The sequence below is a fragment of the Microbacterium sp. Y832 genome (assembly GCF_057669765.1).
Map to the genome: position 1 here is coordinate 341,611 of NZ_JBYHFM010000004.1, position 20,377 is coordinate 361,987.

The following is a 20,377-nucleotide window of genomic DNA, read 5'->3' on the forward strand; positions in this document are numbered from 1 at the left end:
CCACCGTGACCACCGCAGACAGATTGGACCTCGTTCGCATGACCGCGTCCGCGCCTCGCTCGTTCCCGACGGACTTCCTCTTCGGAGCGGCAACCGCTGCCTACCAGATCGAGGGCGCCGCCTTCGAAGACGGCCGCCAGGCCTCGATCTGGGACACCTTCAGCCGCGTGCCCGGTGCCGTCGTCGACGCCGACAACGGCGATGTCGCGTGCGATCACTACCACCGGTACGCCGACGACGTCGCGCTCATGCAGCGCATGGGCCTGCAGACGTACCGGTTCTCGACCTCGTGGGCGCGGGTCGCCCCCGACGGCTCGACCCCGAACCCGACGGGCCTCGACTTCTATTCGCGCCTCGTCGACGAGCTGCTCGGCGCCGGCATCCTGCCGTGGCTGACGCTCTACCACTGGGACCTTCCGCAAGCGCTGCAGGACCGCGGAGGCTGGGCCTCACGCGACACGAGCGAGCGGTTCGTCGACTACGCGCTCGCGGTGCACGACGCCCTCGGGGACCGGGTCGGCGTGTGGACGACCCTCAACGAGCCGTGGTGCTCGTCGTTCCTGTCGTACACGGCGGGCGCCCACGCCCCCGGGCACCGCAGCGTCGAAGAAGGACTGCTCGCATCCCACCACCTGCTGCTCGGGCACGGGCTGGCCCTTCGCGAGCTGCGGGCCCGTGACGCGTCGCTCGACCTCGGCCTCACGCTCAACCTGACGGTGGCCGATGCCGCCGACCCGACCGACGCCCGTGACGTCGACGCCGCCCGACGCATCGACGGACAGTTCAACCGGTGGTTCCTCGACCCCATCTTCCGCGGGGCGTACCCCGCCGATGTCGTCGAGGACATCCGGGCCGTCGACGCAGACGCCGTCGCCGCCTTCGAAGCGGCCGTCCTGCCGGGCGACCTCGAGGCGATCTCGACGCCCATCGACACGCTCGGCGTGAACTACTACCACGGCGAACTGGTGAGCGGCACGCCGGACGGCGAACCGCTGCCGTCGAGCAACCCCGCGATCGCCCGCGAGACCGGCTCGCCCTTCCCCTCGCACGACGGGATCCACTGGCGTGAGCGGGGCCTGCCCCGCACGGCGCAGAACTGGGAAGTGCAGCCCGAAGGGCTCACGCGCCTACTCACCCGGGTATGGGATGAATACGCGAAGGATGCCGGCACGGTGTTGTACGTCACCGAGAACGGTGCGGCCTACGACGACGAGCCCGAGCGCGAGGGAGACAGCCTGCGCATCGCCGACGTCGAACGCACGGAGTTCGTGCGCTCCCACCTCGCGGCGGTCCTCGATGCCGTGGATGCCGGTGCGGACGTGCGGGGCTTCTTCTACTGGTCGCTGCTCGATAACTTCGAGTGGGCGTGGGGATACGACAAGCGGTTCGGCATCGTGCACGTCGATTACGACACGCAGGAGCGCACGATCAAGGACAGCGGCCGCGAGTACATGCGGATCATCGCGGCGCGGGCTCTGAACGCGGCGCCCGCGGGCGCGGCATCCTGATCATCGAGGAGAATCAACGGATGAGCACGGATGCGATGCGCGGCTCGGTAACGATCGAAGAGGTAGCCGCGACGGCGGGGGTCTCACGGTCGACCGTGTCGCGCGTCGTGAACGGTTCGACGGCGGTCAGTCCGGAAGCGCTGGATGCCGTCACCCGGGCGATCGCCGAGCTCAACTACGTGCCCAACCGGGCCGCGCGCTCGCTCGCGAGCCGGCAGACGCACGCCATCGCCCTCATCGTGCCCGAAGACACGACGCGCTTCTTCGGCGACCCGTTCTTCGCCGCGATCGTGTCGGGGATCAACGCGCGGCTGAGTCGCTCTGACTTCGTGCTGAACCTCTTCATCGCGAGCGATGACCCCGGCGACAAGACGACCAGCTACGTGCGCAGCGGCGCCGTCGACGGCGTGATCATCGTGTCGCACCACACGAGCGACACGTTCATCGACAGGATCGCTTCGGCCGTGCCCGTCGTCTACGGCGGCCGCCCCTCGCGGGAGCGCGACCGGGACTACTACGTCGACGTCGACAACATGTCGGGGGCCCGGGTGGCGACGGAGCACCTCATCGACGCCGGGCGGCGGCGAATCGCGACGATCACGGGGCCGCGTACGATGCCGGCCGGGATCGACCGGATCGAGGGGTTCCTTGCGGCGCTCGCCGCCCACGGCCTCGAGCCGGTCGCCGTCGAAGACGGAAACTTCACCGCTGACGGCGGGGCAGCCGCGATGCGGCGCATCCTGGCGACGGGTGAGACGCCCGACGCCGTGTTCATCGCGAGCGACCTCATGGCCCGGGGCGCGCTGACCGTGCTCAGCCCCGCCGGACTGCGCGTGCCCGACGACATCGCGATCGTCGGCTTCGATGACTCGCCCGTGGCGACGTCGGTCGTGCCGCAGCTCACGACGATGCGGCAGCCGTCGTTCGCGCAGGGGGAGCGGATGGCGGGCATCCTGATCGACCTGCTGGCGGGACGTCAGCCGCCGCACGTCACGATCCTCGAGACCGACCTCATCATCCGCGACTCGGTCTGACCCCGCGCGGGCAGCTCAGGCGGCAGCGGTCCTCGCGTGCAGTGCGTTGTTCCACGGGTCGTCGAAACTCAGTGTGCGGCCGTCGTGGCGCGTCGCCACGCCCGCCGACGCGAGCCTGTCGCCGAGCTCGCCCAGGGCGTCGCCGTGGGGAAGCAGCAGATCGACGCGTCCGAGGCCGAGTGCCGGCATCCGGGGTCCTGCGCCGCGTGAGTTCCAGACGTTCATCGCCATGTGGTGGTGATAGCCGCCGGCGCTGACGAAGAGGGCCTGGTTGCCGAGCTCGGTGGTGACGTCGAACCCGAGGGCGTCGACGTAGAAGGATCGGGCGGTCTCGATGTCGCCCACCGAGAGATGCACGTGGCCGATCGTCGCCGCCTGCGCGACCGTCGAGCCGAGGGTGGCTTGCTCGGTGAGGTGCTGCTCGAGGAAGGCGTTCGGGTCGAGGTGGAGTGTCGCCATCTCGACGCGGCCGTGCACCCACGACCATTCGGTGCGGTCGCGATCCCAGTACAGCTCGATGCCGTTGCCTTCGGGGTCGGTCATATAGAACGCCTGGCTGACGAGGTGGTCGGCCGAGCCGGTGAACGTGCCCGGTGCGTGCCGGGCGACGCTGTACAGCGCGGCGGCGAGCGCCTCCTGCGTCTCGAAGAGGATCGCGGTGTGGAACAGCCCCGCCCCTCCGGGCGACGCGTGGCGCAGCGCGGGGTCGCGGTGCAGCACGACGAGCGGCAGTCCGGCGCGACCGAGCGTCGCCGTCTCGCCCTCGGCTGACAGCAGCTCCAGCGTCACGACGTCGCGGTAGTACGCCGTCATGCCGTCGAGGTCACCCACGAAGAGGGTGACCGGGCCCATGGCCGTATCCGTCGCGAGTCGAGGTGTATTCATACGCATATCAACCCGCGTCACCCCGTGCTCATTCCCCCGCTCGAGAACCTGCCCCCGACGCCGCTGATCAGCGGACGGGGGCGTCAGCGGGGTCGCCGCCCAGCGGGCCGACCGCCGGGATCGGACCGCCGTCGTCGGCGCCGGTCTTGCGCCAGCGGGCGATCGCGTTGCCCAGGTGGTAGATCAGCAGGGCCGCAGCGGCACCGATCACGATCGCGCCGAGCTGGAAGTCGCCCCACTGCATCGTGAAGCCCGCGATCGCGATGACGAGCGCGACGGCACCGGTGTACTGGTTGACGGGGCGCGAGAAGTCGACGCGGTTGTCGACCCAGATCTTGATGCCGATGATGCCGATGAGGCCGTAGAGCGCGGTCGTCACGCCTCCGAGCACCCCGGGCGGGATCGAGTTGAACAGCGCTCCGACCTTGGGCGACATCGCGAGCAGGATCGCCACGACGCCGGCGACCCAGTAGGCAGCCGTCGAGTACACGCGCGTCGCGGCCATGACGCCGATGTTCTCGCCGTACGTCGTCGTGCCCGATCCGCCGAAGAAGCCCGCGACCGTCGTCGCCGCACCGTCGGCGATGAGCGCGCGACCCGTGTGCTTGTTGACGGCGGGGGTGGTCATCGTGGCGACACCACGCACGTGTCCGACGTTCTCGGCGATCAGCACGAGCACGACCGGCAGGAACATCGCGATGGCGCTCCAGGTGCCCGGCGAGGTGAAGTCGGCGATGTGGAACTCCGGCAGGCCGATCCACGCGGCGTCGTCGAGCGCCGAGAAGTCGATCTCACCGAAGATGAGGGCCGCGACGTAGCCGACGATGACACCGAGGAAGATCGAGATCCGGCCGAGGAACCCGCGGAACAGGACGCTGAACAGGATGACCGCGACCAGCGTGATGGTCGCCGTGCCCGGCTGCAGCTGAAAGTTCGACCACGCGACGGGTGCCAGGTTGAACCCGATGAGTGCGACGATCGCGCCCGCGACGACGGGCGGCATAAAGCGGTCGATCCAGCCGAGACCGGCGAACTGCACGATGAAGCCGACGGCCGCCAGCAGCACGCCGACGGCGACGATGCCCGCGAGCGCCGACCCCATGCCGGCTGTCGCGGTGGCCGCCGTGACCGGTGCGATGAAGGCGAACGACGAGCCCAGGTAGCTGGGCAGCTTGTTCTTCGTGATGATCAGGAACAGCAGCGTCCCGATGCCCGAGAACAGCAGCGTCGTCGGCACGGGGAAACCCGTCAGGACCGGCACGAGGAAGGTCGCGCCGAACATCGCGATGACGTGCTGCGCCCCGATCGCGATCGTCGCAGGCCAGTTCAGTCGCTCGTCGGGAGCGACGACCTTTCCGGGTTCGACGTTCCGGCCGTTGCCGTGCAGTTTCCACAGGGCCATGGGGCCGCTCCTTGTGCTCGATCGAACTTTGCTCGCCTTACCTTAGCGACCACGGCGCGGCGCGTTCGGCATCCCCGCACGAGTTCGAAAGGCTGGAGGGATGCTGCGGCCCCTGCCGGCGGCATCCGATGACGTGTGACGGAGTAGAGCGTGACCGATCCTGTCCTTCCGCCCCCGCCCGGTGTGGCTCCGGCGTCGACGCCCCGCGCGCCCGCCGCGGGGGACACCGCGGCGCTGAAGCTGGACGGGCTCCACAAGCGATTCGGCGAGAAGGTCGCCGTCGAGGGCATCACGCTGACGGTCCCGATCGGCTCGTTCTATGGTCTTGTCGGTCCCAACGGCGCCGGCAAGACGACGACGCTGTCGATGGCGACCGGCCTGCTCGTGCCCGATGGGGGCCAGGCGTTCGTGCACGGCGTCGACGTGTGGCGCGAGCCCGTGCGCGCGAAGGCGATGCTCGGCAATCTCGCCGACGGCGTCAAGCTGTTCGACCGGCTCACCGGCGAGCAGCTCGTCACCTACAACGGGCTGCTGTTCGGGCTGCCGCATGACGAGGTCGCCCGGCGCACGCACGACCTGCTCGCCCTCATGGACATGACGGATGCCGCGGGCACGATGGTCGTGGACTACTCGGCCGGCATGACCAAGAAGATCGCACTCGCGTGCGCCCTCGTGCACGCGCCACGGCTGCTCGTGCTCGATGAGCCGTTCGAATCGGTTGACCCGGTCTCAGCGGCGAACATTCAGGACATCCTGACGGGATACGTGAGCTCGGGCGGCACCGTCATCGTGTCGAGCCACTCGATGGACCTCGTGCAGCGCATGTGCGACCACGTCGCGATCATCGCCGCGGGACGCCTGCTCGTCGCCGGCACGGTCGATGACGTGCGTGCGGGTCAGTCGCTGCAGGACCGCTTCGTCGACCTCGTCGGCGGCCGCCGGCACACGGAAGGGCCGGAATGGTTGCGACACTCCTGAAGCTGCGCTTCCGGGTTCTCGGCAACCAGCTCGCTCGCAGTCCGTGGCAGCTCGTCGGCTTCATCTTCGGTGCGCTGTACGGCCTGGGGGTGCTGCTCGGGGCGATCGTGGGACTCGTCGTGCTCGGCTTCGGTCCGCTCGATCTCGCGGTGAACGTCATCGTCGGCGTCGGGTCGCTCGTGACGCTCGGGTGGGTGCTGGGACCGCTCATCGTGTTCGGCGTCGACATGACCCTCGATCCCGAACGACTGGTCGTCTTCCCGATGACGCTCGGGCGGATGATGGTCGCCCTGGCGCTCGCCGGAGTGTGCGGCATCCCGGGAATCGTCACGTCGGTTGCCGCGCTCGGCACGCTCACGACGTGGATCCACTGGCCGCTCGCGCTCATCGCCGCACTCATCTGCGTGCCGCTCGCCGTGGTGACCGCCGTCGTCGCGTCGCGCGCGGTCGCGTCGCTCGCTTCGGGTCTGGGCGGCAAGCGCCGCCTGCGCGAAGCATCTGGGGTGCTGGTGTTCATTCCGCTCATGCTGGCCGGTCCGATCATCGCGGGGGTCGCGACGGGGTTCGCACTCAACGTCGACACGCTGCTCGTCACCGTGCGAGTGCTCGGGTGGACTCCCATCGGCGCCGCGTGGGCCGTGCCGGGCGACGTCGCGTCAGGAGACTGGCTCGCCGCCGCAACGAAGCTCACCATCGCCCTCGCGACGCTGGCGCTGCTGTGGGTGCTGTGGCGCTGGTCCCTCGCGTCGGCTCTCGCCCACCCGCGTTCGGCGGCTGCCGCGACGGTCGCCGCCGGCAGGATCGGCCTGTTCGGGCGGGTGCCGACCGGGGCTGCCGGCGCCGTGTTCGCCCGGTCGCTCACCTACTGGATCCGCGATCCGCGGTACCTTCGGCAGCTCATCGTCGTGCCGATCGTGCCCGTGCTGCTCTGGTTTTACCTGCGCGACGGAGACGTGGCGAACGGCCTGAGCTTCTCGGCCCCGGTCATGGCGATCTTCATCGGCATCGTCGTGTACGCCGACATCTCGTACGACGGAACGGCGTTCGGCACCGAGCTCGCGTCGGGTGTCAGTGGCCGCGCCGACCGTGCCGGACGGGTGCTCGCGGCGGCAGTTGTCGCCGTGCCGGTACTGCTGCTCGCGGCCGTGATGCCGTTCTTCTTCTCGGGCAACTGGGTTCAGCTGCCGGGCATCCTCGGAATGTCGCTCGGGATCCTCTTGACGGGGTACGGCGTGTGCGCCGTGACGAGCGCGCAGATCGTCGTCCCCGTCGCCGACTCGGGGGACAACCCGTTCAAGAAGGTGCCCGGCACGACCTTTCTGCAAGGACTCGTCTTCTTCGGGATCTGGCTCGTGTCGATCGTGCTCGCGGCGCCGGCGATCGTCGTCGGACTCATCGGGTTCTTCACGGGCAGCGCGCTGCTCAGCTGGATCGCGTGCGGCGTGGGGCTCGCGCTCGGCGCGGTGTTCCTGATCGTCGGCGTTCTCGTCGGCGGACGGATGCTCGATCGTTCGGGCCCGGCGCTGCTCTCGCGGCTGAAGGCGATGAAGAACGCCTGAGGTGTCGACTACTCCGGACGAATCGTGCGCTCGCGCCCCGTGACGAGGTTGTGGCGCGATCTATCCGGAGTTGTCGACGCCCGACTCAGGCTCCGGTGAGTCGCTCGAGCAGCTCGCGGTAGCGGGCGGCCGTGCGTTCGGTGACCTCAGCGGGAAGCTCGGGGGGCTCAGCCTGCGGCGCCCCGGGCTCCGGGTTCCAATTCGCCGCGAGCCAGTCGCGCACGATCTGCTTGTCGAAGCTGGCCATGCGCTCGGCCGGCGTCGTGCCCTCGGCCCACGCCGCCGCGTCCCAGTACCGGGAGGAGTCGCTCGTGAGCACCTCGTCGGCGAGGGTCATGACGCCGTCGTCGTCGATGCCGAACTCGAACTTCGTGTCGGCGAGGATGAGGCCGCGCTCCTCGGCCGTGCGCGCGGCGCGCTCGTAGATCTCGAGAGAGAGGTCGCGCAGCAGTTCAGCGCGCTCCGCGCCGACGAGTTCGACGGCCTGGTCGAACGAGATGTTCTCGTCGTGCTCGCCCATCGGCGCCTTGTAGGCCGGCGTGAAGATCGGGGTGGGCAGTCGATCGCCGTTGGTGAGACCGTCGGGCAGGCGGATGCCGCACACCGTGCCGCTCTCGCGGTACTCGGCCCAGCCCGACCCGGTGAGGTAGCCGCGCACGACGCACTCGATGGGCTGCATGTCGAGGGAGCGCACAAGCATGGCGCGCCCCGCGACGGCGTCGGGAATCAGGTCGAGCGTCTCGTCGCCCGGCCCGAGGGCGTGCGACGCTGCGAGATGGTTCGGGATGCTGCGACCCCCGTCGGCGCCCGCCAGCCGGTCGAACCACCACAGGCTGAGGGTGGTGAGCAGGACGCCCTTGTCCGGAATCCCGGGGGACAGCACGTGGTCGAACGCGCTCACGCGGTCGCTCGCGACGACGAGCATGCGCCCCGCGCCGGCGGCCACTGAGCCCGCCGACGGGTCGGGCTCGTACAGGTCGCGCACCTTGCCCGAATAGACGTGGCGCCAACCGGCGAGGTCGAGAGGGTGGGGGTCTGTCACCCGCCCATTATCCCGGAGCGCTGCCGGGCCCCCGGACGGGCCGCGAGACGGCGACGGCGGGATCCGGCCGGTGCCGGGTCAGAGAGCCGTCTCGACGACGCGGGCGGCGATGTCGGTGCGGTGCTGCGCGCCCTCGAGGGCGATCTCGCCGAGGGCACGGTAGACGCGCTCGCGGGCTTCGGCGAACGACGTTCCCACCCCGACGACGTTGAGCACGCGCCCGCCCGTCGTGATCAGGATCCCGTCGCGCTCGGCGGTGGCGGCGTGCGCCAGGTGCACGCCGTCGACGGCGGCTGCCGCGTCGAGGCCGGTCAGGGGCCGACCGGTCACGGGTGCCTGCGGATAGCCCTCGCTCGCAAGCACGACGGTCACGGCCGCCTCGTCGGCGAATGACGGTCGCGGCTCATCCTCGAGATGGCCGGATGCCGCCGCCAGAAGCAGCTCCGAGAGCGGGTCGATCAGGCGGGGCAGCACGACCTGGGTCTCGGGGTCGCCGAAGCGCGCGTTGAACTCGATGACCTTGATGCCCTGCTCGGTCAGGATGAGCCCGGCGTAGAGCAGGCCGATGAAGGGGGTGCCCTCGGCGTCGAGCTGGTGGATGACGGGTTCGGCGACCTGGGCCGTGACGAGGTCGACGAATGCCTCTTCGCTGCCGAAGTCGTCGGCGAGCCACGGCAGGGGGGAGTACGCGCCCATGCCGCCCGTGTTGGGGCCCGTGTCGCCGTCGCCGAGCCGCTTGAAGTCCTGCGCGGGGCTCAGCGGCAGCACGTGATCGCCGTCGCTCAGGAAGAACAGCGACACCTCGGGGCCCGCGAGGAACTCCTCGACGAGCACCGCGCCGTCGGCGAGGTACGTGTCGGCGTGCGCGAGCGCCGCCTCGCGGTCGGAGGTGACGATCACGCCCTTGCCTGCGGCGAGTCCGTCAGCCTTCACGACGTGCGGTGCGCCGTACTCGTCGAGCGCGGCTTCGACCTCTGCGCGCGTGCGCGCACGGGTCGCGCCGCCGGTCGGCACACCCGCCGCTTCCATGACCCGCTTCGCGAACGACTTCGAGCCTTCGAGCTGAGCGGCGGCCTTGCCGGGACCGAACACCGGGATGCCTCGCTCGCGCAGCGCGTCGGCGACCCCCGCGATGAGGGGAGCCTCGGGGCCGATCACGACGAGGTCGATCGCATTCTCGTTCGCGAAGGTCGTCACCGCCCCGGGATCGTTCGCGTCGATCGCGGTGAGCGTCGCGTCGCGGGCGATGCCGGCGTTGCCGGGCGCGGCGAAGATCTCGTGCGAGGCCTCCTCCGAACGCAGGGCGAGGATGATGGCGTGCTCGCGCGCGCCCGAACCGAGGACCAGGATTCTCACGCGCCCAGCCTACCGACGCCACACCGCGGCGTTACCGTGGAGCCATGCCCCGCAGGATCACGACCGACCTCGGCCGAGCAGCCCTTGCGTCCGTTCGCGCCGCGGACTCGCCCGGCCGCAACGATCTCGCAACGGCCGTGCGCTATCTGCTGCAGCTGCTCGCCGAGAAGGCTCCCGGCCACACCGTCGAGGTGCGCGTGCCGCCTTTCGGGGCCGTGCAGGTGCTCGAAGGACCGCGCCACACGCGCGGCACGCCGCCCAACGTCGTCGAGACCGATCCCGCGACCTGGATCGCCGTCGCCCTCGGTGACGAGCACTGGGCGGATGCCGCGGCCGCGGGCCGCATCATCGCTTCGGGCACGCGCGCCGACGTCTCCGATCTGCTGCCGCTGCGTCCCTGAGCCGGGGCGCCGCTCTCAGCGCCGCGGCATCACGATGGGCGTACCGGTCAGGGGGTGCGGGAAGACATCGACGGCCTGGTGGTAGACCTCTTCGATGAGCTCGGCCGTGAGCACGTCGCTCGGCTCACCGGACGCCACCACGCGTCCTTCTGAGAGCAGCGTGACGCGGTCGGCAGACGAGAGCGCGGCGTTCAGATCGTGCAGCACGACCGCGACGGCGGCCCCGTCGCGGGCCCGGCTCCGTGCGACGGCGAGCACGTCCTCCTGGTGCTTGAGGTCCAAGGCTGCGGTCGGTTCGTCCAGCAGCAGGATGTCTGTGCGCTGCGCGAGCACGCGCGCCAGTGCGACCCGGGCACGCTCTCCTCCCGAGAGCGACGGCATGGTGCGGTGGACCAGCTGCGTGATGTCGGTGTCCTGCAGGGCGCGGCGGATCGCATCGGCGTCTTCGTCCTCGTGCGGCGTGCGCGCCCACGGCACCCGCCCCATCTCGACGACCTCGGCCACCGTGAACGGGAACGTCACGGTGTTCTGCTGCAGCAGAACACCTCGCAGCCGCGCGAGTTCACGGCCCGGGTACTCGCGCAGGGGCCGCCCATCGAGCAGGGCCTCGCCGTGCGTCGGTGTCGTGTCGCCGGCGATGACGCCGAACAGGGTCGATTTGCCGGCGCCGTTGGGGCCGACAAGGGCGTGCACTTCACCGTCGTGCACTTCGACCGAGGCGTCCGAGAGGATCGCGCGGCGCGACCCGTCGGGGATGACGGTGACGGAGCGGGCTTCGAGGCGGACGGTCATCCCCAGCCTCCTGCCCGGCGGCGCGTGCGCACGAGCAGCCAGAGGAAGAACGGCCCGCCGACGAGCGAGGTGAGCATGCCGATCGGCAGGTCGGCGAGGGGCACGGCGGTGCGGGCGATGAGGTCGGCGATCGCGATGAGCAGCGCTCCTCCGAGGGCGCTCGTGATGACCAGCGGCAGGTGAGCGGGACCGATCGCCATGCGCATCAGGTGCGGGATGACGAGCCCCACGAACGCGATGATGCCGGCGAAGGCGACGGCCGCGCACACGAGGAGGGCGACTGTCACGATCACCACGATGCGCAGCAGTTCGACTCGCACACCGAGGTGGCGCGCCGTGCGCTCGCCGAGGGCGAAGAGATCGAGTCTGCGCGCGACGACGAGCGCCGCGATCGTGCCGATGACGAGCAGCGGCGCGACGAGCGCGATGTTCTGCCACAGGGCGCCGTTGAGGCTGCCCAGCTGCCAGAACACGATCTGCTCGCGTGTGGCGTTCGTTCCGAGGAACGTCATGAACGCCAGCCCTGCCCCCGCAATCGCGTTGACCGCGATGCCCGTGAGCAGCAGGGTGACCACCTCGGTGCGTCCCCCCGACCGGCTCACGAAGTACACCGCGAAGACGGCGGCGAGGCCGCCGATGAATGCGAGGCCGGGTGTCGACCAGCCGCCGAGCGCCGTGACGCCGAACGTGATGCTCGCGGCGGCGCCGAGCGCGGCTCCCGACGAGACGCCGACGACGGCTGCATCGGCGAGCGGGTTGCCGAAGATCGCCTGCATGAGTACGCCCGAGACAGCCAGGGCGGCACCGACCATGAGGCCGAGCACGACCCGCGGCATCCGGATGTCCATCACGACGCCGCTCGCCGTCGCAGCGGCGGGGGCGAGCCCCGTGTCGATTCCGACGGCCTGCAGCAGGATGCCGAGCACTTCGGACGGCGGCAGGGGGTACTGGCCGACGCCGAGCGACACCAGCGCGACGGCGACGAGCGCGACGGCCATCACGATCGTCAGCACGATGAAGCGCGGCATGCGACCCCGGGTCGGTGTCGGGACGACGACTTCGCTCGTCATGTGCCGGGGCCCGACGCGGCGTGCGGTGCGTAGAGCGCTCGCGCGAGCGCGCGCACGATGTCGGGTGAGCGGGGCCCGTAGCTGAGGATTGCGGTGTCCGCCATGTCGATGACGCGGCGGTTGACGCCAGCCGGCGTCTGTCCGACGGCGGGGATCATCTCGATGAGCCCGTCGACACCACCCACCGACGAGAGGCCGTCGGTCATCATGACGATGACGTCGGGCTGCGCCGCGACGAGCGCCTCGGCGGTCATGGGCTTCATGCCCTCCCAGCCGATCTCGCCGGCGACATCGATGCCGCCGACGGCCTCGATGAGCGAATCCGCGCCCGAGTCGCGACCGAAGATGTAGTAGATGTTGGCGTTGCCGCGGGCATAGAGGAACAGCATCCGGACACGATCGGATGCTGCCGCAGGAGCGACGCCGGTCGCCTCTTCCCGTGCCTCGGCGATCTCGGTCTCGAGCTGCATGCGGAATGCGTCGCCGCGCTGATCGACGCCCAGCGCGTGGGCGATCTCGTCGACGAGGTCACCCACGGTGTTGAGGTTGTGCTCGGACGAGATGACGACGACGGCGATACCCACGTCGCGCAGCTGCTGACGCACCTCCTTCGGGCCGATCGAGGTGTCGGTCAGCACGATGGTGGGCGCGATCTCGAGGATCGCCTCGGCGTTGAGGGTGTGACCCGACTTCGTCACGACGGGCAGGTCCTCCGTGCCGGGAAAGTCCGTCGACGTATCGCGGCCGACGATGTTGTCGCCGAGCCCGAGGGCGAACACGGTCGCTGCGATCGTTCCCGAGATGTCGACGGGAAGGATGCGGGACACGTCGGTCACCTCGACGGTGCGGCCTTCCGCGTCGGTCAGCGTCACGGGAAGGGCGGGCGGCGAGGTATCGGCGACGGGATCGATCGCGAGCGAGGGGATGCACGCCGTCGAGGGCCCTTCGACGGCCCGCGGGTCGGCGGTGGGCTCGAGGTCGCTCAGCGGCACGGCGGCGTCGGGGCAGCCCGACTCGGCGGGCGGGGATGCCGGTGGTGTGGCTCCCGCTGCGGAGCATCCGCTCAGAAGAAGCGCTGCCGCGGCGATCAGGGCGAGCAGACGGGTGCGTTGCATAGGTGAGCCTCACGGGAATTTGACGGTGGCGCGGATGCTGCCTTACGGTCGAGTCGAGTTTAGGTAAGCCACACCTAAATATCGAATCCCACCCGCTTGCATCGACGCACCGGCCCACGCTGCCCTGCGTGCGTCGGCAGAGCCGGAGACATCGTGTCCACACTGCCCGTCCTCCATCGCGGCAAGGCCGTGATCGCGGCGCTTCTCGCCCTCTTCCTCGTGATCGCCGGTGCGATCAGCGCCCCGGCGGCCGTCGCGGCCGGCCCCGCGCTGTCCGCCGACGCGGCACCGCGCGCCGGGGGTACGGTCACCGTGACCGGTTCCGGTTTCGCCGGTGCTGCGCCGGGCGTCTACATCGGCGTCGGCCCCGTGGGACTGCCGGGGTTCTATCTCGGCAGCGCGCAGATCACCGATGTGGTCTGGCTCGCCGTCGGCAACGTCGAGGGTGCGGGCGACGGACAGCGCACCGCCCCGATGGCGACAGACGGGTCCTTCCAGGTGCAGTTGACCGTTCCCGCCTACACCGAGGGCGTGCAGTACGCCGTCTACGCCTCGAAGGCGCACGGGCAGGGCATGGGTGACCCCAGCCAGAACGCGACGCTCGCCCTCGACTGGCAGGCGCTGCCCGACCCCGAACCGACGCCCGACCCCGAACCGACCCCGGACCCCGAACCGACCCCGGACCCCGAGCCGACGACTCCTGTCGATCCGATCGAGCCGGCTCCGGTTCCTTCGGTGTCGGTGTCGAAGACGTCGGGGCTGGATCCCGCGGGTGAGACGGTGACGGTGACGGGTTCTGGGTTCGTTCCGGATGAGCCGGGCACGACGGGCACGCGTCCGCCGCTGATGGGCAAGTTCGGTGGCGCGTATGTCGTGTTCGGTGCGTTCGCTGATTCGTGGCGTCCGTCGGCGGGTGCGCCGTCGTCCGCGCGCACGGTGTTCGAGGACCGTTGGGGTGTGGCTGCGGCTGATTTCGGTGGTGCGGTGAATGCTGCCAGCGGTGGGTTCGCGATCGCGGCGGATGGTTCGTTCGAGATCGAGTTGACGGTTGCGCAGGCTGACGAGGTCGTCTCGGGCAACTACGGCATCTACACGTACTCGGGTTCCGGTGCCAAGTACGCCGGGTTCGAGACGTATACCCCGCTCGCCTTCGCGAAGCCGGCTGCTCCGGTTCCTTCGGTGTCGGTGTCGAAGACGTCGGGGCTGGATCCCGCGGGTGAGACGGTGACGGTGACGGGTTCTGGGTTCGTTCCGGATGAGCCGGGCACGACGGGCACGCGTCCGCCGCTGATGGGCAAGTTCGGTGGCGCGTATGTCGTGTTCGGTGCGTTCGCTGATTCGTGGCGTCCGTCGGCGGGTGCGCCGTCGTCCGCGCGCACGGTGTTCGAGGACCGTTGGGGTGTGGCTGCGGCTGATTTCGGTGGTGCGGTGAATGCTGCCAGCGGTGGGTTCGCGATCGCGGCGGATGGTTCGTTCGAGATCGAGTTGACGGTTGCGCAGGCTGACGAGGTCGTCTCGGGCAACTACGGCATCTACACGTACTCGGGTTCCGGTGCCAAGTACGCCGGGTTCGAGACGTATACCCCGCTCGCCTTCGCGAAGCCGGCCGGCCCCTCCGCCGAGGCCTCGGTGACGGCGGCCTCGCAGGCCAAGGGCGCGACGGTGCGCGTGCAGGCGTCGGGGCTCGGATCGGTGTCCGGCGTGTACGCCGCGATGATCGAGAAGGGCACCGAGGCGCTGCTCGACACCGACGGCGGTTACGTCGCCTTCGCACTGCCGTTCCCGACCGTGACGGACGGCGCGACGAGCTTCACCCTCATCGCCGAAACGTCGAAGCTGGATCGCTCCAAGCGCTACGAGGTGATCGTGTGGAAACAGCATGCGGCGCCGAACGCCGAGACGATCTTCGCGCGCGCCGACGTGCCGATCACGGGTGCGCAGTGGACCGCGCTCTTCCCCGGCACGACCCCGCCGGCCCCGGTCGACCCCGCTGAACCCGTGACTCCGGTCGCGCCGGGCATCCCCGTGGCATCCGGCTCGCTGAGCTGGGCGCTCTCGTCGAGCTTCACGAACTACATCACGACCTTCGCGAAGGGCAGCATCGCCGTGAGCGGCGGCGCGACGCGCGCGAACGGACTCTTTCAGTTCGGGCAGGCCGCGGGCGCGACCTTCGATGCGGCGGCAGGGACGGGCTCGGTGTCGTACCTCGGCGCGGTCCGGTTCACGGCGCACGCCGGCGTGCTCGACGTCACCGTCGCGAACCCGCAGATCCAGGCGACCTCTCCCACCTCTGCGGCGCTGTACGTCGCCTCTGCCGGGTCGCAGGTGCACTTCGCGGACATCAACCTCGGCGCGGCGACCAAGACGACCTCGAACGGGGCCGTCACCTTCGCCGGGGCGCCCGTGTCGCTCACGAGCGCGGGGCTCAACCGCGTGCTCAACGGCTTCTCCACGGCGCTCGATCCGATCACCTTCACCGTGGGTGCGGCGGGCTTCGCGCCCGTCGGTTCATCGGGCACCGTGGCAGCTGCTGCCCCCGGCGCGCGCACCGAGCTGCCCGCGACGCCGCCGGCGACCGAGGGCATCCAGCTCGACGACGCGACGCGGGCCGCGCTCGAGGCCGGCGAGTCGGTCGTGATCTCGGCATCCGGCTTCCAGCCGAACGAACCCGGCATCCGTGTCGTCGTGTACTCGACGCCCGTCCTGCTCGGCGAAGTGACGGCGGATGCCGCGGGCACCGCGACGTGGCAGGGATCGCTCCCGGCGACCCTCGCCGACGGGGAGCACACGCTCACCTTCCAGGGATCGGTCGATCGGGGAGTGCGCTTCACGCTCGCACGCGAGGCGGAGGCCCTCGCGGGCTGCGTCGTGACCGGAGCGACCCTGAACTGGGGCTTCCGTGAAGGGTTCCGCACCTACATCGAGGGCATCGGCAAGGGCGGCTGGGATGTCGTCGGCGTCGAATACGTGTACCCCGAGTTCGTCTGGTCGGAGGGCACGGGCCCCGTCGATCTCGAGGCCGGCACGGGTCTCGTCGCGTTCGACGGCAGCGTCCGGTTCCGCGGCCACGACGGCGTGCTCGACACGACGCTCGATAATGCGCGCATCGAGCTCGCGGGCGATGTCGGATACCTCGTGTTCGACGTGCTCGGCACGACGCAGGCGGGCGAAGTCGTCGCCGACGAAGGCGTGCGATTCGTCGAGTTCGCGCTGCCCGACCTCGAGGTCGCCTCGGGTGCTCTCGTGCTCGATGGTCTCGCCTCGACGCTGACCGATGCGGGCTCGGTCGCCTTCGGTACGTATCCCGCGGGTGAGCAGATGGACCCCGTCTCGGCGGTCATCCCGGTCTCGGACGACTGCGGCGAACCCGCCGTGGCCGTCACCGCGGACGCACCTGTCGCCGCCGAGGCCCAGCGTGACGCGGTGGAGCCCGACGAGGCCGCCGCGGTGTGGCCGTGGGCGGTCGGCGGCCTCGCCCTGGTCATCGTGATCGGCGCGGTCGTGTGGGTCGTCGTGGCTCGTCGCCGCTCCGCCTGACGATCTGAGTGACGACAGCGCCCCCGGATGGCCTCCGCGGGGCCCTGTCGTCGTCGCAGGTGGGACAATGGGGGAATGGCCGACATGGCACAGACCCCCGAACAGCCCGACCACGCGGCATCCGCTCCTCGCATCGATGATCGTCGCGAGGTCGTGCGCATGCGCCGAGCCCCCAAGATCTGGGTCTTCATGCTGCTGGGCGCGGCAGTCGGCATCGTCGTCGCACTGGTCCTGACGTATGCGTTCGACGGGTCGCTCGATGTGAGCCGCTACACGGGCATCGTGTACTCACGGGGCCAGGTCTTCGGCTTCCTCATCCTCGGCTGCGTCCCGATCGGCATCGTCCTCGGAGCCCTCGTCGCGCTCGTCTTCGACCGCCGGTCCCGCAAGCGCACCCGTGACGTGACGATCGACCACGAATCGGTCCACGAAGACTGAGTTCAGGCCAGCTCGGCGATGATCGGGTGAACCGCCGAGTCGAACGCCGCGATGTCGGCGCGCAGGCCGTCGGTGACCGCGATCGTGAGACTGCCGATCCACCACACGCCGCGCTGCGTCAGCGGCAGCACCTGCACGTTCAGCTCGAACGGGTGCGCCGGGCGCCCCACCCGGCGCTCGTGCTCGGCGATCGCGCTCGCGTACGCGCGGTCACTGCCGCCGCCTGTTCCGGCCCGGTAGCGCGCGTGCGCCGCCTTCGCATAGGCGACGGCTTCGGATGCGTGCGGCTCGATCGCCGCGCGCAGCGCACTTGCGTCGCCGGGCAGGGCGACGAGGGTGCCGAAGCCCGGCACGAGGTTGAGCGGTGCGGGTGACGGGTTCGCGAGGGGTTCCACCGTCATGTTCCAGTAGTCCCGCCAGGGGGCTTCGAATGCGTCGAGGTCGTCCTGTGCGGGTTCACTCGCACGCGGGGGGACGCTGCGCAGCTGTGGCAACTCGTCGGGAAAGCGGATCCCCAGCACCTGCCGCAGATACAGGGCGACGAGCACCGACTCGGCCGCGTCCTCGCGGACGAGCCACTGCGCAGTGCTGCTCATGCCGCCCATTGTAGGCGGCGCCCCTTCGTCGGCGCGGTTTCGGTGTGCTCCAGGACGGTAGGCTGAATCCCGTGGCGTCCTCTCCCACCTCCCCCAACCCTTACGCCGAAGCCGGTGTCGATACGGCTGCCGGCGATCTCGCCGTCGAACTCATGAAGTCCGCCGTGCGGCAGACGCACGGACCTGAGGTCCGAGGCGGCGTCGGCGGATTCGCCGGGCTCTTCGACGCGGCCGCGCTGAAGAGCTACGACAAGCCGCTGCTCGCGACGAGCACCGACGGCGTCGGCACGAAGGTCGCGATCGCGCAGGCCATCGACAAGCACGACACGATCGGGCTCGACCTGGTCGGGATGGTCGTCGACGACATCGTCGTGGTGGGCGCCAAGCCCCTCTTCATGACCGACTACATCGCGTGCGGCAAGGTCGTGCCCGAGCGCATCGCCGACATCGTCCGCGGCATTGCGGCCGGGTGCGCCGAGACGGGCACCGCCCTCGTCGGCGGCGAGACCGCCGAGCATCCCGGGCTCCTCGGACCGAACGACTACGACGTCGCGGGTGCGGCGACGGGTGTCGTCGAGGCCGATCGCGTGCTGGGCGCCGACCGCGTGCAGACGGGCGACGTCGTGCTCGCCCTCGCCTCGAGCGGTCTGCACGCCAACGGCTATTCGCTCGTGCGCCACATCGTCGCTCGCGCCGGCATCCAGTACGCCGACAACGCGGCAGACTTCGGCACGACGTGGGGCGAGGCCCTGCTCGAGCCGACGCGGCTCTACACGAGCCCGCTCCTGCGCCTGACCGACAGCTTCGACGGCATCCACGCCCTCAGTCATGTCACCGGCGGCGGCATCGCGGCGAACCTCGCGCGCGTCCTGCCGCAGGGAACGTGGGTCGAAGTCGATCGCTCGACCTGGTCGCCGCCCCCCGTCTTCCGCGTGCTCGCCGAGCTCGGCGACCTGTCGCTCGAGAGCACCGAGGGCACATGGAACCTCGGCATCGGGTTCCTCGCCGTCGTCGCGAGCGATGTCGCCGAAGCCGCGGCATCCGCTCTCACGCAGCAGGGGATCACGACGTGGCCCGTCGGCATGGTGCGCACGGGTGCGCGACCGTCGGGAGAGTTCGACCAGGGCGCCAAGGGCGTCGACGGCGGAGCGGTGCGCCTCGTCGGCAGCTACAGCCAGACCAGCGGAGCGTAACGACCCCCTATGTGCGGAATCGTCGGCATGACGGGGCGCGGCCCCGTCAATCAGGAGATCTACGACGCCCTGCTGCTGCTGCAGCACCGCGGGCAGGATTCGACCGGGATCGCAACGGCAGAGCCGAGCGGCACCTTCCACGTGCACAAGGAACGCGGTCAGGTGCGTGAGGCCTTCCGCACGCGCGACATGCGGGCCCTGCTGGGCAACCTCGGCCTGGGGCATGTCCGCTACGCCACCAAGGGGCAGGCGGGCAGCGAAGAAGAGGCCCAGCCCTTCTATGTCAACGCTCCCTACGGCATTGTGCTCGTCCACAACGGCAACCTCACGAACACGCGCGAGCTCACCCAGGAGCTCTTCCGCACCGACCGTCGCCACCTGAACACGACCAGCGACACCGAGCTGCTGGTGAACGTGCTCGCCAACGAGCTGCAGTCCGTCATCTCGGGAGTCGAACTCGAACCCGCGCAGGTCTTCGACGCCGTTCAGCGGCTGCACGAGCGCGTCGAGGGCTCGTACGCCGCGATCGCGCTCATCGCCGGCTACGGGCTGCTCGCGTTCCGCGATCCGTTCGGCATCCGCCCGCTCATCCTGGGCACGCGTCAGGCCGCAGACGGCTCGTCCGAGTGGGTCGTCTCGAGCGAGTCGCTCGTGCTCGAGAACGCCGGCTTCGATGTCGTCCGCGACGTGCTTCCGGGTGAGGCCGTCTTCGTCGACCTCGACGGCACCCTGCACACGCAGCAGTGCGCGGCTGCCCCGCGGCTGGTGCCGTGCTCGTTCGAGTACGTCTACCTCGCGCGCCCCGACTCGATCATGAACGGCATCTCGGTGTACGAGGCGCGTCTGCGCATGGGCGACCGCCTCGCCGCCACGATCGCCAAGCACACGCCGATGGAGGCGATCGACGTCGTCATGCCGATCCCGGAGTCGTCGCGCCCCGCGGCGATGCAGGTCGCGCGCAAGCTCGGCATCGAGTACCGCGAGGGCTTCTACAAGAACCGCTACATCGGCCGCACGTTCATCATGCCCGGCCAGGCCGTGCGCAAGAAGAGCGTCCGACAGAAGCTCAACGCGATGTCGAGCGAGTTCAAGGGCAAGAACGTGCTGCTGATCGACGACTCGATCGTGCGCGGCACGACGTCGAAGGAGATCATCCAGATGGCCCGCGATGCCGGTGCCAAGACGGTGACCTTCGCCTCGGCGGCGCCCCCCGTGCGCTACCCGCACGTGTACGGCATCAACATGCCTTCGCGCCACGAACTCGTCGCCCACGGGCGCACGATCCCCGAGATCGCCGAGGAGCTCGGCGCCGACTACATGGTCTACCAGGAGGTCGAGGACCTCAAGGCCGCGATCCTCGAAGGATCAGACGTCGACGACCTCGACATGAGCTGCTTCGACGGCCGCTACGTCACCGGCACGGTGTCCGAGGAGTACCTCGCCTGGGTGGAAGGCTCTCAGGAGAGCTGAC

The 20,377-nt window shown here is 70.0% G+C and carries 17 protein-coding genes; 9 read left to right on the forward strand and 8 right to left on the reverse strand.

Annotation, left to right across the window (positions count from 1 at the left end; translation table 11 throughout):
* Positions 1–38: 38 nt before the first annotated feature.
* Both AC25YV_RS10220 and AC25YV_RS10225 read left to right on the forward strand, forming a co-directional pair.
* A complete protein-coding gene (locus tag AC25YV_RS10220) occupies positions 39–1,508 on the forward strand; it encodes a GH1 family beta-glucosidase (RefSeq protein WP_488123816.1) in 1,470 nt (489 codons plus the stop codon).
* Positions 1,509–1,528: 20 nt separating this feature from the next.
* A complete protein-coding gene (locus AC25YV_RS10225; RefSeq protein ID WP_488123733.1) occupies positions 1,529–2,542 on the forward strand; it encodes a LacI family DNA-binding transcriptional regulator in 1,014 nt (337 codons plus the stop codon).
* 15 nt (positions 2,543–2,557) lie between these two features.
* Here the strand turns inward: AC25YV_RS10225 and AC25YV_RS10230 are convergent, their stop codons facing one another.
* Entirely contained in the window at positions 2,558–3,394 is an 837-nt protein-coding gene (locus AC25YV_RS10230; protein WP_488123734.1) for a VOC family protein, read from the reverse strand.
* Between the two features lie 100 nt (positions 3,395–3,494).
* Complete coding sequence (locus AC25YV_RS10235) at positions 3,495–4,829, reverse strand: uracil-xanthine permease family protein (RefSeq protein WP_488123735.1); 1,335 nt, start codon at positions 4,827–4,829, stop codon at positions 3,495–3,497.
* Positions 4,830–5,012: 183 nt separating this feature from the next.
* Between AC25YV_RS10235 and AC25YV_RS10240 the strand changes: the two genes are divergently transcribed.
* Both AC25YV_RS10240 and AC25YV_RS10245 read left to right on the forward strand, forming a co-directional pair.
* A complete protein-coding gene (locus AC25YV_RS10240; protein ID WP_488123817.1) occupies positions 5,013–5,807 on the forward strand; it encodes an ABC transporter ATP-binding protein in 795 nt (264 codons plus the stop codon).
* Positions 5,789–7,366, forward strand: a complete 1,578-nt coding sequence (locus AC25YV_RS10245; RefSeq protein WP_488123736.1) for a hypothetical protein — start codon at positions 5,789–5,791, stop codon at positions 7,364–7,366. The genes AC25YV_RS10240 and AC25YV_RS10245 overlap by 19 nt, the downstream gene beginning before the upstream one ends.
* An 85-nt stretch (positions 7,367–7,451) precedes the next feature.
* Here the strand turns inward: AC25YV_RS10245 and AC25YV_RS10250 are convergent, their stop codons facing one another.
* Together AC25YV_RS10250 and purD are read right to left on the reverse strand one after the other, a co-directional pair.
* Positions 7,452–8,408 (reverse strand): phosphoribosylaminoimidazolesuccinocarboxamide synthase, encoded by a 957-nt coding sequence (locus AC25YV_RS10250; RefSeq protein ID WP_488123737.1) that lies wholly within the window; start codon positions 8,406–8,408, stop codon positions 7,452–7,454.
* A gap of 78 nt (positions 8,409–8,486) precedes the next feature.
* The gene (gene purD, locus AC25YV_RS10255; RefSeq protein ID WP_488123738.1) at positions 8,487–9,764 is read right to left on the reverse strand and encodes a phosphoribosylamine--glycine ligase; all 1,278 of its coding nucleotides are present in this window, start codon (positions 9,762–9,764) and stop codon (positions 8,487–8,489) included.
* A 44-nt stretch (positions 9,765–9,808) separates the two neighbouring features.
* Between purD and AC25YV_RS10260 the strand changes: the two genes are divergently transcribed.
* A complete protein-coding gene (locus tag AC25YV_RS10260) occupies positions 9,809–10,165 on the forward strand; it encodes a sterol carrier family protein (protein WP_488123739.1) in 357 nt (118 codons plus the stop codon).
* A 15-nt stretch (positions 10,166–10,180) separates the two neighbouring features.
* On the opposite strand, the gene AC25YV_RS10265 is transcribed toward AC25YV_RS10260, so the two are convergent.
* From AC25YV_RS10265 to AC25YV_RS10275, 3 genes are read right to left on the reverse strand one after another with little or no spacing between them, the layout of a single operon-like run.
* On the reverse strand, positions 10,181–10,957 hold the full coding sequence (locus tag AC25YV_RS10265; protein ID WP_488123740.1) for a heme ABC transporter ATP-binding protein: 777 nt from the start codon (positions 10,955–10,957) through the stop codon (positions 10,181–10,183).
* Entirely contained in the window at positions 10,954–12,027 is a 1,074-nt protein-coding gene (locus AC25YV_RS10270) for a FecCD family ABC transporter permease (protein WP_488123741.1), read from the reverse strand. Before AC25YV_RS10270 ends, AC25YV_RS10265 begins: the two co-directional genes overlap by 4 nt.
* A complete protein-coding gene (locus AC25YV_RS10275) occupies positions 12,024–13,142 on the reverse strand; it encodes a heme/hemin ABC transporter substrate-binding protein (protein WP_488123742.1) in 1,119 nt (372 codons plus the stop codon). The genes AC25YV_RS10270 and AC25YV_RS10275 overlap by 4 nt, the downstream gene beginning before the upstream one ends.
* 153 nt (positions 13,143–13,295) lie before the next feature.
* Here AC25YV_RS10275 and AC25YV_RS10280 point away from each other — a divergent pair, with 153 nt between their 5' ends.
* Positions 13,296–16,679: an HtaA domain-containing protein gene (locus tag AC25YV_RS10280; protein ID WP_488123743.1), complete on the forward strand. Its 3,384-nt coding sequence runs from the start codon at positions 13,296–13,298 to the stop codon at positions 16,677–16,679.
* 75 nt (positions 16,680–16,754) lie between these two features.
* Positions 16,755–17,117 (forward strand): potassium transporter Trk, encoded by a 363-nt coding sequence (locus AC25YV_RS10285; RefSeq protein ID WP_488123744.1) that lies wholly within the window; start codon positions 16,755–16,757, stop codon positions 17,115–17,117.
* A 2-nt stretch (positions 17,118–17,119) separates the two neighbouring features.
* Here AC25YV_RS10285 and AC25YV_RS10290 read toward each other — a convergent pair whose 3' ends face one another.
* Positions 17,120–17,713: a zinc-binding alcohol dehydrogenase gene (locus AC25YV_RS10290; protein WP_488123745.1), complete on the reverse strand. Its 594-nt coding sequence runs from the start codon at positions 17,711–17,713 to the stop codon at positions 17,120–17,122.
* Positions 17,714–17,784: 71 nt separating this feature from the next.
* Between AC25YV_RS10290 and purM the strand changes: the two genes are divergently transcribed.
* Both purM and purF read left to right on the forward strand, forming a co-directional pair.
* Positions 17,785–18,906, forward strand: a complete 1,122-nt coding sequence (gene purM / locus AC25YV_RS10295) for a phosphoribosylformylglycinamidine cyclo-ligase (protein ID WP_488123746.1) — start codon at positions 17,785–17,787, stop codon at positions 18,904–18,906.
* A 9-nt stretch (positions 18,907–18,915) separates the two neighbouring features.
* Positions 18,916–20,376: an amidophosphoribosyltransferase gene (gene purF / locus AC25YV_RS10300; RefSeq protein WP_488123747.1), complete on the forward strand. Its 1,461-nt coding sequence runs from the start codon at positions 18,916–18,918 to the stop codon at positions 20,374–20,376.
* Position 20,377: the final 1 nt, after the last annotated feature.

What these genes read in the sequence shown, in the direction of transcription:
- AC25YV_RS10220 (WP_488123816.1), top strand. Translation starts at nt 39, where the DNA reads ATGACCGCGTCCGCGCCTCGCTCGTTCCCGACGGACTTCCTCTTCGGA.
- AC25YV_RS10225 (WP_488123733.1), top strand. Translation starts at nt 1,529, where the DNA reads ATGAGCACGGATGCGATGCGCGGCTCGGTAACGATCGAAGAGGTAGCC.
- AC25YV_RS10230 (WP_488123734.1), bottom strand. Translation starts at nt 3,394, where the DNA reads ATGGGCCCGGTCACCCTCTTCGTGGGTGACCTCGACGGCATGACGGCG.
- AC25YV_RS10235 (WP_488123735.1), bottom strand. Translation starts at nt 4,829, where the DNA reads ATGGCCCTGTGGAAACTGCACGGCAACGGCCGGAACGTCGAACCCGGA.
- AC25YV_RS10245 (WP_488123736.1), top strand. Translation starts at nt 5,789, where the DNA reads ATGGTTGCGACACTCCTGAAGCTGCGCTTCCGGGTTCTCGGCAACCAG.
- AC25YV_RS10260 (WP_488123739.1), top strand. Translation starts at nt 9,809, where the DNA reads ATGCCCCGCAGGATCACGACCGACCTCGGCCGAGCAGCCCTTGCGTCC.
- AC25YV_RS10265 (WP_488123740.1), bottom strand. Translation starts at nt 10,957, where the DNA reads ATGACCGTCCGCCTCGAAGCCCGCTCCGTCACCGTCATCCCCGACGGG.
- AC25YV_RS10270 (WP_488123741.1), bottom strand. Translation starts at nt 12,027, where the DNA reads ATGACGAGCGAAGTCGTCGTCCCGACACCGACCCGGGGTCGCATGCCG.
- AC25YV_RS10275 (WP_488123742.1), bottom strand. Translation starts at nt 13,142, where the DNA reads ATGCAACGCACCCGTCTGCTCGCCCTGATCGCCGCGGCAGCGCTTCTT.
- AC25YV_RS10285 (WP_488123744.1), top strand. Translation starts at nt 16,755, where the DNA reads ATGGCCGACATGGCACAGACCCCCGAACAGCCCGACCACGCGGCATCC.
- AC25YV_RS10290 (WP_488123745.1), bottom strand. Translation starts at nt 17,713, where the DNA reads ATGAGCAGCACTGCGCAGTGGCTCGTCCGCGAGGACGCGGCCGAGTCG.
- purF (WP_488123747.1), top strand. Translation starts at nt 18,916, where the DNA reads ATGTGCGGAATCGTCGGCATGACGGGGCGCGGCCCCGTCAATCAGGAG.